Genomic DNA, 13,727 nt, shown 5'->3' with positions numbered 1-13,727 from the left:
GCGCCAACTGGAGACGACGATGACTGCAGCGAAGGCCTTTTTCGACGCGCGTGACCTGTTATTGCGCCATCGAACCGACTACGACCGCGCCTACCGCGAATTCGCGTGGCCGGCACTAGGCGAGTTCAACTGGGCGCTCGACTACTTCGACGTGATCGCGCGCGATAACGACAACCCAGCGCTATGGATCGTCGACGATCCCGCCACCGACGGCCTGCGCCTGTCCTACGCGCAGATGTCGGAGCGCTCGGCGCGCATGGCGAATTTCCTGCGCGGCGTGGGCGTGGGCCGCGGCGACCGCCTGTTGCTGATGCTGCCGAACCGCGTCGAACTGTGGGACGTGATGCTCGCGGCCATGAAGCTCGGCGCGATCGTGCTGCCGGCCACCACCCAGCTTTCCGCCGATGACGTGCGCGATCGCGTGCAGATCGGCGGCGCGAATTTCGCGGTGGTCGATAGCGCTGAACTGGCCAAATTCGATGCGCTCGAAGCGCCGCTCACGCGCCTCTCGGTGGGCGCGTCGCGCGACGGCTGGATCGACCTGGCAGCGGCCTATGACGCATCGCCGCAATTCACGCCCGAAGGCATTACGCTGGCCACCGACCCGATGCTGCTGTACTTCACGTCGGGCACCACCTCCAAGCCCAAGCTGGTCGAACATACGCATCAAAGCTATCCGGTCGGCCATCTGTCGACGATGTACTGGATCGGCCTGCAACCGAACGACATCCATTGGAATATCAGCTCGCCGGGCTGGGCCAAGCACGCGTGGAGCTGCTTCTTCGCGCCGTGGAATGCGCAGGCCTGCGTGTTCGTTTTCAACTTCCCACGCTTCGTGCCGAAAGACACGCTGAACGCGCTGGTGCGTTTCAACATCACCACGCTGTGCGCACCGCCTACTGTCTGGCGCATGCTGGTGCAGGAGCATCTGAGCGACTATCCGGTCAAGCTGCGCGAGATTGTCGGCGCCGGCGAGCCGTTGAATCCCGAGGTCATCGAGCGCGTGAAGCACGCGTGGGACATTACGATCCGCGACGGCTACGGCCAGACCGAGACGACCTGCCAGATCGGCAATTCGCCGGGCCAGCCGGTCGTGGCGGGCTCGATGGGGCGTCCGCTGCCGGGCTACACGATCGAACTGATCGACGCCGATGATCAGCCCGTTACCGAAGGCGAAATCGCTCTGCCGCTTGCGCAACGGCCGCTCGGTCTGATGACCGGCTACGCGAACAGCGCCAACGCCACCGCGCAAGCCATGCGCAACGGCTTCTATCGCACGTCCGACGTCGCGCTGCGCCGTGACGACGGCTACTACGTCTACGTCGGCCGCGCCGACGACGTCTTCAAATCGTCCGATTACCGCCTCAGTCCGTTCGAACTCGAAAGCGTGCTGATCGAGCACGAGGCGATCGGCGAGGCCGCCGTGGTGCCGAGCGCCGACGCACTGCGTCTGTCGGTGCCCAAAGCATTCGTCACCGTGCGTCAGGGCTATGAAGCCGGTCCCGAACTCGCACGCGCCGTGTTCGCGTTCTCGCGCGAAAAGCTCGCACCGTACAAGCGGATTCGCCGCCTGCAGTTCAGCGAACTGCCCAAGACCATCTCCGGCAAGATTCGTCGCGTCGAATTGCGACGCCGCGAAATGGAGCGCGAGGCCGAACCCGCGCGTTTGCCCGATGAGTATTGGGAGGAAGATTTCCCCGATCTGCGTTGATATTTTTCCAGTCACTGTCCGGCCGCCTCGCGGCCATTGCAGAGGAGTTCCAGCATGAGCGCAAATGCAGCCGTTGCCACCGTCAAGTTGCTGATCAACGGCGAGTTCGTCGAATCGAAGACCGCCGAATGGCGCGACATCGTCAATCCCGCCACGCAGGAAGTGCTGGCGCGCGTACCGTTCGCCACCGCCGATGAAGTGAACGAAGCCATCCGTTGCGCCCACGCCGCGTTCAAGACCTGGAAGGACACGCCGATCGGCGCGCGCATGCGCATCATGCTGAAGTATCAGGCGCTGATTCGCGAGCATTCGCCGCGTATCGCGAAGACCTTGAGCGCGGAACAGGGCAAGACCATTCCCGATGCCGAAGGCGATATCTTCCGCGGCCTCGAAGTGGTCGAGCATGCATGCTCGATCGGCACCTTGCAGCAGGGCGAGTTCGCGGAGAACGTCGCCGGCGGCGTGGATACGTACACGCTGCGGCAACCGATCGGCGTATGCGCCGGCATCACACCGTTCAACTTCCCGGCGATGATCCCGCTGTGGATGTTCCCGATGGCGATCGTGTGCGGCAATACGTTTGTGCTGAAGCCTTCCGAGCAAGACCCGCTTTCGACCATGCAACTGGTAGAACTCGCGCTCGAAGCGGGCGTGCCGAAGGGTGTGCTGAATGTCGTGCACGGTGGCAAGGAGGTGGTCGACGCGCTCTGCACGCACGAACTCGTGAAGGCCATTTCGTTCGTCGGCTCGACGGCGGTCGGTACGCATGTGTACCGCCTCGGCAGCGAGCACGGCAAGCGCGTGCAATCGATGATGGGCGCGAAAAACCACGCCGTCGTGTTGCCCGATGCGAACCGCGAGCAGACGTTGAATGCGCTGGCCGGTGCGGGTTTCGGCGCAGCGGGGCAGCGTTGCATGGCGACCTCGGTGGTCGTGCTGGTGGGCGCCGCGCAGCAATGGCTGCCGGACCTGGTCGCCAAGGCCAGGACGCTGAAGGTCAATGCGGGCAACGAGCCGAACACGGACATCGGCCCGGTGGTTTCGCGCGCGGCGAAGCAGCGCATTCTCGGACTGATCGAGACCGGCGTGAAAGAAGGCGCGACCCTCGCGCTCGACGGCCGCGACATTAAAGTGCCCGGCTACGAGCAAGGCAACTTCATCGGCCCGACGGTCTTTACCGACGTCACCACCGAGATGGAAATCTACCGCCAGGAAATTTTCGGTCCGGTGCTGGTGGTGCTGAACGCAGCGACGCTCGATGACGCAATCGCACTGGTCAACCGTAATCCGTTCGGCAACGGCGTCGGGCTCTTCACGCAGAGCGGCGCGGCGGCGCGCAAATTCCAGAGCGAGATCGATATCGGCCAGGTCGGCATCAACATTCCGATTCCCGTGCCGGTGCCGTCCTTCAGCTTTACCGGCTCGCGCGGCTCGAAGCTCGGCGACCTCGGCCCCTATGGCAAACAGGTCGTGCAGTTCTACACGCAGACCAAGACCGTCACCGCCCGCTGGTTCGACGACGACACCGTCAACGACGGCGTCAACACGACCATCAGCCTGCGCTAAGTTCAAGGGTCCACGGGAGACATCATGAAAATAGGCTTTATCGGACTCGGCAACATGGGTGCGCCGATGGCGCACAACCTGCTCAAGGCGGGTCACGCGGTCAACGTATTCGACCTCAACGCGCAAGCCGTGCAGGCGCTCGTCGATGCGGGCGCGAAAGCGGCCTGCTCGCCGAAGGCCGCGGTAACCGACGTGGAATGCGTGATCACCATGCTGCCCGCCGCCGCGCATGTGCGCAGTGTGCTCAGCGCGGACGACGGCATCTTCGCCGGTATCGCGAAGGGCGTGACGATCATCGATTCGAGCACGATCGATCCGGCGAGCGTCAAGGCGTTCGCCGAACTCGCGCAGCAGCACGGCAACACCTTTGTCGATGCACCGGTTTCAGGCGGCACCGGCGGCGCGGCGGCGGGCACGCTGACCTTCATGGTCGGCGGCAGCGCGAGCGCGTATGAGCAGGTCAAGCCGGTGCTTTCGGCAATGGGCAAGAACATCGTGCATTGCGGTGACACCGGCACGGGCCAGGTCGCGAAGATCTGCAACAACCTCGTGCTCGGCATCACGATGGCGGGCGTCGCCGAAGCCATGTCGCTCGGCGAAGCGCTCGGCATCGACGCGAAAGTGCTGGGCGGCATCATCAATACGTCGACGGGACGGTGCTGGAGTTCGGACACCTACAACCCGATGCCCGGCGTGATCGAGACGGCGCCGTCCACGCGCGGTTACACGGGCGGCTTCGGCACCGATCTCATGCTCAAAGACCTCGGCCTCGCCACCGACGCCGCGAGAACCGCGCGTCAACCGGTCTATCTCGGCGCGCTGGCGCAACAGCTTTATCAGACGATGAGCACGAAAGGCGCGGGACGTCTCGACTTTTCCGCGGTCATCAAGCTGTATCGTCAGGACGGCCGTGGCGGCAAAGACGGAGGCGCCGCATGATCGAACTCGACTACGCGCATGACGGCGCCGTCGCGCAACTCACGCTCAAGCGGCCGCCGGCCAACGCGTTTACGCCCGAAGGCTTGCTGCAATTGCAGCAGACCGTTGAGCGCCTGAACGGCGAGGCGCGCGTGCGCGCCATCGTGATCACCGGCGAAGGCCCCAAGTTCTTCAGCGCGGGCGCCGACCTGAACACCTTCGCCGACGGCAACCGCGAAGTCGCGCGCACGGCGGCGGCGCGCTTCGGCGCAGCGTTCGAAACCTTGCAGAATGCGCGGCCCGTGGTGATCGCGGCGATCAACGGCTATGCGATGGGCGGCGGGCTCGAATGCGCGCTGGCCTGTGATATCCGCATTGCGGAACAGCATGCGTTACTGGCGTTGCCCGAGACCGCGGTCGGTTTGCTGCCCTGCGGTTGCGGCACGCAGACGCTGCCGTGGCTGGTCGGCGAAGGCTGGGCCAAGCGAATGATTCTGATCGGCGAGCGCGTCGATGCGGCGACGGCGTTGCGCATCGGTCTGGTCGAAGAAGTGGTGGAGAAGGGCGCGGCGCGCGAGGCGGCGCTGGCCATGGCGGCGCGTGTCGCCAACTTGAGCCCGCAAGCGGTCGGCTTCAGCAAGGCGCTGATTCATCAGGGCCGCAACGGCGTGCCGCGCGCGGCCGCGCTGGCGCTGGAGCGTGAGCGTTTCGTCGATCTGTTCGACGGCCCCGATCAGCGCGAAGGCGTCAATGCATTCCTCGAAAAGCGCACGCCGCGCTGGCAGGTGACGCAGGCTGCGCAGGGGGATGCCGCGCAACCGGAGACGCGTCAATGAGCGCCTTGCAAAGCGTCGCGCACGATGCGAGCTTCGAAGCGGAGCGCGAGATTCTGTTTCGCGTGGTGAACCGCGTGGCGATCATCACGTTGAACCGGCCGGCCGCGCTCAATGCGCTTTCGCATGCGATGGTGCGCGAACTCGCCGTGCTGGTCGAACATTGCCGCACGGATGAGGGCATCGTCGCGCTCGTGCTGAAAGGCGCGGGCGCCAAGGGCTTCTGCGCCGGCGGCGACGTGCGCGAAGTGCAGCGGCTCGCGAAGAACAACGACAGCCGCTGGCTCGCGTTCTTCGTCGACGAATACCGGCTCGACTATGCGCTGCACACGTTTCCAAAGCCGGTGGTTGCTTTGCTCGACGGCATTGCGATGGGCGGCGGCATGGGGCTCGGCCAGGGAGCGCGGCTGCGCATCGTGACCGAGCGCAGCAAGATCGCCATGCCGGAGACGCGCATCGGCTTTCTGCCGGACGTCGGCGCGACGCGTTTTCTGAGCGTGATGCCGGCGGAGCTCGAGTTGTATGCCGGGCTGACCGGCGCGACCTTGTCCGGCGCTGATGCGTTGCGTCTGCAACTGGCCGATCTGTGCGTGCCGGCTGAATGGCTCGCCAGTTTCGAGGAGCGTCTGCAGCGCATGCCGCTCGACGGCGATCTGATGGCTGCCTTGCGCGGCGTGTTCGAACCGCCGTGCAATATCGTTCCGCACGCGCCGCTGGCGGCGTTCACCCCACTGATCTTGCGGCATTTCGATCGGCGTTCGAGCATCGACCGGATGGTTGCCACGGTGCGGCACGATTTGCTGCGTGAGCCGCCGCGCGAGGTGAAGCAGTGGTTGCAGTCCACCTACGACGCGCTGACCAGTCATTCGCCCACCATGCTCTACGTCACGCGTGAGGCGCTTTTGCGCGGCCGGCAGATGACCCTGGCGGAGTGCTTCCGCATGGAGTTGGGTATTGTCAAACGCGTGATCGAGGAGGGCGACTTCTGCGAAGGCGTGCGAGCCCAGTTGATCGATAAGGATCGCAAAGCCCGCTGGGCGCCCGCCACGCTCGCCGAGGTGCGGCCGGAGCGCGTCAGGCATTTTCTTGCTTCGCCGTGGAAGAGCGACGCGCATCCGCTGGCCGCTTTGGGCGCGGAGCAGGGCTGAAGTGCCATAGCGCTAAAACGGGACGGGCGCCGCGCCCGCTCCCCGTACGCAAGCCGCAACCGGGCGCCATGCCGCCCGCCGACGACAACGTGCTGCGCTCGCAGACGGAACGGCATGCATTGCCGTAGATCATTTCCATCCCATACCCGGCGGCGCGCCGCGCCGTAAAAATCGCGCAGCCTCGAAGCCTCGAGCCGGCCTGTCCGCCGTACTCGCGCGATTTTTTTAGCGAGCGAACGGTGGCCGGGAACGAACCATGCTGATGATCGGGATCGCGTAAAGCGATAACCGCATTGACGGAGAGTAGGATTGAGCGCCAGCTCCTGTCGGCAATGGCTTGTTGACCCGGTTCAAAGGAGAATATCGATGAATTCAAATCAGTTCGAAGGTACGGTGAAGGATGCTGCGGGCAAGGTGCAGGACGCCGTCGGCGGCCTGACCGGAGACGCGGAACTGCAGGCCGAAGGCAAGGTCCGGCAGTTTGCCGGCAAGGCACAGGCGAAATACGGCGAAAGTGTCGACCAGGTTGCCGAAACGACGCGCAACAATCCCATCGGGGCGCTGCTGATCGCAGTCGGCGTCGGCTTCCTGCTCGGCAAGCTGATCTGATCGGGTCGCGCGCCGCGCCTTGCGTTTGTTGAGCGCGCGGGCGTCGGCGCGTCATTTCTGCCCCGCGTTTTACGCTGCTTTCATTGCACGGGCGCTTTGGCTTACCAAGGCGCCCTGTGTCTGCGATGCCTGTCCGATGTTCCCGGCGCGTTCGAGGCGCCCGATCTCATCGTCTATTCGAGGAAGGTTCATGCTGGGATTCGATGTTCGCACGGCTAGACAGGTCTGGACCGCGCTGCTGATCGCGTTGCTGTTTTTCTGCATTTATATGGCGTCGTCCACCGTGCTGGTGGTGGTGTTCGCGGTCTTCTTCAGCTATCTGATCTATCCGATGGTGGATCTCGTCGAGCGCATCCGGCCGCGTCGTATGCCGCGGGTGGCGTCGATCGCGCTGGTGTTCGTGGTGGTGGTCGCGTTGATCGCGGTGGTCGGGTCGATCTTCGGTGTGCAGTTGCAGGACGAAGCGACGCACCTGCTCGCGCAACTGCCTCAGTTGATGAAGTCCGATGTGCCCAACCGCATCCCGTTGCCGCATTTTCTGGAGCCACTGCGCGAGCGGATCATCGATTTCGTGCGCGGCCAGATCGAGACGGGCTCCGACAAGGCCGTGCCGATGGCGCGCAGCGTCGGCCTCGGCGTGATGCACGCGGCCAGCAATCTGATCTATCTCGTGCTGATTCCGATTCTGAGCTTCCTGTTGATCAAGGAAGGTCCGCAGATGCGCGAGGACTTTCTCGATCTGCTGAACGACCGGCATCGCACGTTGTGGGCCGAGATCGTGACGGATCTGAACGTGCTGTTGTCGAAGTACGTGCGCGCGTTGCTGTTTCTATCGCTGGCTACGCTGATCTGCTATGGCGTGGCGTTCTCGCTGCTCGGCGTGCCTTATGCGTTTCTGCTGGCGGTGAGCGCCGGTTTGCTGGAGTTCGTGCCGTTTGCCGGGCCGCTCGCCGCGGTGGCCATCACGTTGATCGTGGCCGTGTTCAGCGGCTATGCGCATCTGCTCTGGCTGGTTATTTTTATCGCGCTTTACCGGCTGTTTCAGGACTACGTGCTCAATCCGTACCTGATGAGCGAAGGCGTGGAGGTCAGTCCGTTTCTCGTCATTGTCGGCTTGCTTGCCGGCGATCAGTTGGGCGGCGTGGCGGGGATTTTCCTGGCCGTGCCGGTGATTGCCATGCTGAAAATCATCATCGGACGGGCGCGCGTGTTCTATGCAGCTTCACACGGTGAAGGCGAAGCCGCGCGCCGCGCATTGACCGGCAAAACCGACTGACGCATGAGTCCGCGCGACGCCGTGCAAGACAGCGCCGCGTGAGACATGCGGTCAACTTTCGCCGATTGCTTCACCGTGCATCACGCCCGGCGCGGGCGCATCGGCTTGCGCGCCACGCACGCGGGAAACCCACAGCACACCGGCCAGCGCGACCGCAACCGAGGCCCAGCCGACAGTGCCGTACCCCACGATCTGACCGCTCTGCGAGCCGCTGAGCATCAGGCCGCCGATCCACGCGCCGCATCCCGTACCCAATGCCTGAAGCGCGCTGTTCGCGCTGAGAAAAGCGCCGCGCCGAGCCGGCTCGGGCACCGTGGTCAATAGCGCCTGCATCGGCACCATGCGGCCGGACATCAGCACCATGAAAACCGGGAAGAACATCACCAGCGCGTAGAACGGCAGATTCGGCAGATGCGTGACGAACAGCACCGGCACAAACGCGAGCACCGCCGCGATCCGGAACACGCGCCGCGTGCCGTACTTGTCAGCGAGCTTGCCTACGCGACGCGAAGTGAAGAACGTCGCCGCGCCGCCTGCCATATAAAGCCATGACAATTGCTCGGGCGCCACGCCGTGGTTGGCGACCAGCACCGGTGAGATGAACGGAATCACCAGCATGTGCGCGACCATCATCATGAAGGTGAGCGCAAACGCATTCAGATGCCTCGGGTTGCTCAGGAGCCGCCACAAATCCGGCAGCACCTCCGCGAGCGGCGGCTGACGGCGGCTCAAGTGCTCCGCCAGCGACGGCACCAGTTGCTGTCCCGCCGTCCACACTAGCAGCGACAGCGCCACCAGCAGAAAGAACGGCGTGGCCCAGCCGAAGTGCGCGCCCAGCAGCACACCGGCCGGCACGCCCGCGATCGCCGCGAGCGAAAACGCCGTCATGATCGTGCCGGTGGCGGCGCCGCGGCGCTGAACCGGAATCACGTCGCCGACGATCGCCATGATCACCGAGCCCAACACGCCGCCCGTGATGCCGGCGAATGCGCGTGCGGCGAGCAGCAGCGGAAAACTGCTGGCCAGCGCGCACGCCAGATTCGACAGCGCGAACAGCGCATACATGGTCAGCAGCAAACGGCGCCGGTCGAAGCGGTCGATATAGGTCGCCGCGAACAGTCCCGACAGTCCCGAGCACCATGAATATGCCGACACGGCTGTCGCGAATGCGGCCGGCGTGATGGCGAATGCGTGCATGATCTGCGGGCCGAGCGGCATCATCACCATGAAGTCCATGATGATGGTGAACTGCGTCAGCGCGAGCAGCCACAGCAGGCGGCGTTCGTGCTTTGCGCTTATTGAGTACATCGATCGATTCCTTGTTGTTGTTTTCTGCAGGCACGGTGCTCGCGCGATTCGCGCCGCCGCCGGATTGCACGCGCCTCGAGGCGCATGCAATCACGCAAACGGCCGACGCTCAATCGTCGAGCGTTTCGTGCACCGCTTCGGCGCCCTGTTTCCAGTAGCTGGCCGCGCGAATGCGTGATTTGTCGACGCCGCGTTCCGTGCACAGGTGATAGCGCACCGCACGCATGGTTGCGGATTCGCCGGCTGCCCACACGTAGCCTTCGCCGTCCTCGGGCAGATAGGTGTCGCGCACCGCCTGCAGCAGGGCCTCGCCGCGCATGCCCGCTTCGCTGCGGTAGCGCCAGATGAGATGCAACTCGGCTTGCGTCGTGAATTCGATCCGCGCCGAGGGATCGGCCACTTCGATCACCGCCGCGACGCGCGTGCCGGGCGGCAGCTCTTCGAGGCGCCGGGCGATGGCGGGCAAGGCGGTATCGTCGCCGATCAGCAGATGCCAGTCGAAACCCTTCGGGATCACGAGCGAACCGCGCGGGCCGCCGATACCGAGATACTGGCCCACCTTGGCTTGCGCCGCCCACGTCGCCGCGGGGCCCGCTTCGTGCAGCGCGAACTCGATATCGAGTTCGCGCGCCTCGCGATCGAAGCGGCGCGGCGTGAAATCGCGCGCGACCGGACGCGGCTGGCCCGCCGGAAACACCGGACCGTCGGGGCCCGCTTCCGGCAGTGCCGGTTGGTCCGCGCCGGGTTCGGGGAAGAACACCTTGATGTGGTCATCGAACGACGCGGAGACGAAGTCGTGCAGATCGTCGCCCGTGAATGTGACGCGGATCAGATGCGGGGTCAGCGCGCGCACCTGCTTGACCTGGAGCAGACGGAATTTCAGCGGATGGCGCACGCGATGCACGGCGAGGTCGGCTCGGCTGTTGGTCAGATTCGCGGCTTGATGGTCTTTAGTCAGCATAAGAGTGCTTCTCCTGTTCATTCGATGGGCGAGCGTTCACGCGCGCAAGCGGAGTTGCTGGCGTGCATGAGCGCGGCTGGCAACGGGCAGTAGGGGTCAGGCGGCCGGCTCGGCGTTGTCGTCGTTTTCGCCGCGGTCCGGCTTGATTTCGCTTTCGATTTCTTTGGCCGCCCGCAGCAGGATTTCAGCGATGCGGCGCTGTTCCGCCGCCGGCGCGTTGTCACGGCGAAGCAACGCATGCTTTAGCGCGCGGCGCGCTTCGTTCAACTCGGGCAGCCAGCCGCCTTCGCTGATGTCGGCCGGCTCTTCGCCGGCAAACGCGCGGCGCACCGAATCCATCTTGCGGGCAATGTGGTTCAGCTTGGCCAGCATCAGTTCGACGCGGTCGCGGTTGGCGGCCAGATATTCGCGACCGGTTTCCGACAGTTCGTAGCGTTTGCGGTTGCCTTCGAGCTGCACGGTCACGTAGCCGAGTTCTTCCAGATACGTGAGCGCCGGGTAGACCATGCCGGGGCTCGGGCTGTAAAAACCGTTCGAGCGCGTTTCGAGCGCCTTGATCAGCTCGTAGCCGTGGCTCGGCTGCGAGCCGATCATCGACAGAAGCAGCAGTTGCAGGTCGTCGGAACTGAATTTGCGGCCGCGCGGAAAGCCGTCGCCGTCGCCGCCGAAGCCGCCCGGGCCACCGCCGAAGCGCCCGCCACGCCCACCGCCGCGATGCTCGTGATGTCGGCCGATGGCGTGCCACAGGGCGTGCAGCGATAGGCGGTCGGAGCCGTCACCGCGTGCTTCGCTGCCGCGTTCGCCGCGGTAGTCATGGCGATGCCCGAAGGCATGCCAGAACGCATGGAGCGCGCCGCGTTCCTGGTCGGCGGGGAAACGGTCGTCCGCCATGGGCGGACGGGAAAAACGGTGATGATGACGCATGGTGGTGCTCCCATTTGTGTCTTAAGATGTGTCGTAAGATATATATCTTAAGATAGTTTGTCAAACTTCTTTTGCGTCTTATCGGGAGACAACAAAGTCTGCGGGAAGCGAGAAAGGGCCGTTCAGAGACAACAAAGTGTGCGGGAACGCCAATTTGCGTTGTGCGATGCACAATTTTTTGGAGGTGATCGGCCTTCGGTGCGGCCTGCGGCGAGGCAAGCAGCCAATAGACAAAGCGTGTGGTGACCGCAAAGTGAGAACTTGCTCTCGTATCGCGGCTTTTTGCCGATCGGGCGAGAACTCAGTGGGAAGCATCCCGAGCGGGGATTGCTGCGCTTTGCAATGGATCGCGCACTAAAGCGCGCGAGTTAGGCGGAGATTTCAGGGCGTTATGAAAGCTTCTACGAGAAGGATGGTTTCGCACCCCTTCATCGAGCGTCTTTAGAGCTATACGAATTAGCAGTCAGTCGTCGAAGCGGCGTGTCCTCAAAACCGACCCTTCGGCAGCAATATGCAGTGGCGGCACAAAGCGTGTGCCAAAGTCAATCAAATATATTAGGTAACACAATGAACGGAATCGAAGTATTCGATATGAATCCCAGTTTCATCGCGATTGGTCGCTTGGAACTTCTCCAATCTTTCGAATCAAGGCCGAACCAGGCAATTGGTCTGCCTGGTGACATGCCGGTAATGATGTGCCCGGTTGCGGCTTCAGATGCGGATTGCTTTGCAACGAAAGAGGGGCGAGTAAACTTTGGATTCGGAGCCATCCAACTGCGACAAGGATTGGTGCAGAGCATCCGGGTCCAAATTAACGACGTGCAGACTTATTGGCTCACTGACATGACAGACCCTGCAGTTTGGGCTGCGCTGGATAAGTGGCGGAAGGCAAAGCAAGCTTTGGTTCAATTCAACGTTCGAGGCGAACCGGGAGAGTTGGGGCACTCGGTATTTCTTAAACCCGGTGTGCCGCAAGGCGCGTACCGCAACGAACAATTCCGGAATGGACCGGCTCCTTCGGCGCGTCATATTTGGGCCGCCATGTCGGCCTTAGCTCATAGTGGGATTCTTGAGCAGCAAGCGGAATCCGATATCGAAGGAATCACTCTGCGCCGGGTTTTCGTGAATCTGTTGCTCACGAAGCGCTTCGTGCCTTGCGTCGATGCAAATCAGATGGTCGAGAAGCCGGCGCATGTCCAGCCAGTTTTCCGACATGGAATTGTCTACTGAGGACATTTCGTAACTTTCTCAATGCGCGGCCGGTGGTCGCGCATTTTCACTGAATTTGGGTCGCGTGGCGAGCGTTGGCGGTCGCCTCTGCACGCAGATTTTCCTCTCGTGCTGTGTAAACCCTCCGCCACGAAGTAGCGATGCGCGTGCGCCTTCGAGATGCGAGGATTCACCAATCTCTTTTCAGAGATGTATGCGGTGTGGGCTCTAGTAGCCAGACCATACATTAGTATCTTCAACCACGCCGGTGCGCGTTATACAGAGTGTCGCCGTAGTCACTCTGTTCCTATGCAACCGAACACACAAATCTCCACGGCCTGTTCGACAGGCACAACATGCCACGCCTTGACTGTACCGATTGTGGCAAATGCTCTTCCGGCGTCAACTGTGTCAGAGCGCTTGAATGTCTTTATCGCACAGCGCGAGAGATTTGCCGGCCATCCACGTGGTGCTGGGGAAGTGATAGCGTTTGTCGAAACGTTTGCGCGGGCTGAGGGGCCGGGGAGCGCATGCGAATTGCTCGACTTGGCTACCAAGTTCGGTGATTTCAATCTCGTCGACTACGAAATCTATGAAGAGCTGATCGCAACCTCGAGTGTTACGTCGGCATAGTACGGCGACCAGCCACGCACTTTGACGTCAACATACGCTGCTTTGATTACTCAACTTGCATGGTACTGCCCGGACATTGGGCGGACCCGCTCTCCGCGCAACGGTCGCATTGCTCTTAGTCCCCGTGTTCGTCTATGACGAATTGGAACGTCGGTTGTAGTCAGTTCGCCATGATTCGAGCCGTCCGTTAATCTCATCGGCGGACTTCGCCGACTGATAGTCGGCATCGTTCAAGAGCTTCGTCAGCGAATGAATGCAGTTGGATATTGCAGGCATCGCCGTGATAGGCTTTTCCAAGAAGACCGACGCCGGCTGATGAAACCAGAAGCAGGCAAGTGTGCAAGCGGTCACCAGTCGCTGATTGTCTGTAACCACGAAGTCCGGAAAATTTCCTCCAGAGGCTAGTTTGATAATTTCATGCTCCTGCCAGTTCTTTGGGCTCGGTTCATAAAGCGCAATGGAAATGCACTTCGATCGCGGCGCTTCGATTACCACTAGCGCCTCAAAATCTGGGTTGCCAAAGTATTTCCCTTTCCACTGCGTCACGAACCATGCACGTGACACGTCGCTTAGCGAGACTGAATCCCAGCGACCCTCTTCGAAGTCTGCCATTACGTACTCCCAGCAACAT

The 13,727-nt window shown here is 62.6% G+C and carries 12 protein-coding genes; 8 read left to right on the top strand and 4 right to left on the bottom strand.

Features of this window, described 5'->3' with window-relative positions:
* Positions 1 to 19 precede the first annotated feature (19 nt).
* From B0G82_RS21050 to B0G82_RS21020, 7 genes are all read left to right on the top strand, one after another.
* Positions 20 to 1,711, top strand: coding sequence for an AMP-binding protein (locus B0G82_RS21050; RefSeq protein WP_121308915.1), 1,692 nt, complete (start codon positions 20 to 22; stop codon positions 1,709 to 1,711).
* A 54-nt stretch (positions 1,712 to 1,765) separates the two neighbouring features.
* Positions 1,766 to 3,277, top strand: coding sequence for a CoA-acylating methylmalonate-semialdehyde dehydrogenase (locus tag B0G82_RS21045; RefSeq protein WP_116145295.1), 1,512 nt, complete (start codon positions 1,766 to 1,768; stop codon positions 3,275 to 3,277).
* Between the two features lie 24 nt (positions 3,278 to 3,301).
* A complete protein-coding gene (gene mmsB, locus B0G82_RS21040) occupies positions 3,302 to 4,216 on the top strand; it encodes a 3-hydroxyisobutyrate dehydrogenase (protein ID WP_116145293.1) in 915 nt (304 codons plus the stop codon).
* Entirely contained in the window at positions 4,213 to 5,031 is an 819-nt protein-coding gene (locus tag B0G82_RS21035; RefSeq protein ID WP_116145291.1) for an enoyl-CoA hydratase, read from the top strand. Before mmsB ends, B0G82_RS21035 begins: the two co-directional genes overlap by 4 nt.
* The gene (locus B0G82_RS21030) at positions 5,028 to 6,176 is read left to right on the top strand and encodes an enoyl-CoA hydratase/isomerase family protein (protein ID WP_116145289.1); all 1,149 of its coding nucleotides are present in this window, start codon (positions 5,028 to 5,030) and stop codon (positions 6,174 to 6,176) included. Before B0G82_RS21035 ends, B0G82_RS21030 begins: the two co-directional genes overlap by 4 nt.
* Positions 6,177 to 6,542: 366 nt before the next feature.
* Positions 6,543 to 6,785, top strand: coding sequence for a CsbD family protein (locus B0G82_RS21025; RefSeq protein WP_116120687.1), 243 nt, complete (start codon positions 6,543 to 6,545; stop codon positions 6,783 to 6,785).
* 190 nt (positions 6,786 to 6,975) lie between these two features.
* Positions 6,976 to 8,061 carry an AI-2E family transporter gene (locus B0G82_RS21020; protein ID WP_116145287.1) on the top strand — a complete coding sequence of 362 codons (1,086 nt, stop codon included), beginning with the start codon at positions 6,976 to 6,978 and terminating at the stop codon, positions 8,059 to 8,061.
* 51 nt (positions 8,062 to 8,112) lie between these two features.
* Here the strand turns inward: B0G82_RS21020 and B0G82_RS21015 are convergent, their stop codons facing one another.
* From B0G82_RS21015 to B0G82_RS21005, 3 genes are all read right to left on the bottom strand, one after another.
* Positions 8,113 to 9,369 carry an MFS transporter gene (locus B0G82_RS21015; protein ID WP_121308914.1) on the bottom strand — a complete coding sequence of 419 codons (1,257 nt, stop codon included), beginning with the start codon at positions 9,367 to 9,369 and terminating at the stop codon, positions 8,113 to 8,115.
* Positions 9,370 to 9,478: 109 nt separating this feature from the next.
* Positions 9,479 to 10,330: a siderophore-interacting protein gene (locus B0G82_RS21010; protein ID WP_116145283.1), complete on the bottom strand. Its 852-nt coding sequence runs from the start codon at positions 10,328 to 10,330 to the stop codon at positions 9,479 to 9,481.
* Between the two features lie 96 nt (positions 10,331 to 10,426).
* A complete protein-coding gene (locus tag B0G82_RS21005; RefSeq protein WP_116145281.1) occupies positions 10,427 to 11,254 on the bottom strand; it encodes a PadR family transcriptional regulator in 828 nt (275 codons plus the stop codon).
* 567 nt (positions 11,255 to 11,821) lie between these two features.
* Between B0G82_RS21005 and B0G82_RS39470 the strand changes: the two genes are divergently transcribed.
* Positions 11,822 to 12,484: a hypothetical protein gene (locus B0G82_RS39470; RefSeq protein WP_147439549.1), complete on the top strand. Its 663-nt coding sequence runs from the start codon at positions 11,822 to 11,824 to the stop codon at positions 12,482 to 12,484.
* 744 nt (positions 12,485 to 13,228) lie between these two features.
* On the opposite strand, the gene B0G82_RS20995 is transcribed toward B0G82_RS39470, so the two are convergent.
* Positions 13,229 to 13,708 carry a hypothetical protein gene (locus B0G82_RS20995; protein WP_121308912.1) on the bottom strand — a complete coding sequence of 160 codons (480 nt, stop codon included), beginning with the start codon at positions 13,706 to 13,708 and terminating at the stop codon, positions 13,229 to 13,231.
* Between the last annotated feature and the right edge of the window lie 19 nt (positions 13,709 to 13,727).

The organism is Paraburkholderia sp. BL17N1, from assembly GCF_003634175.1.
Lineage (GTDB): Bacteria > Pseudomonadota > Gammaproteobacteria > Burkholderiales > Burkholderiaceae > Paraburkholderia.
Note: the sequence above shows the minus strand (reverse complement) of the source record. Positions and strands in the feature narration are given on the sequence as shown.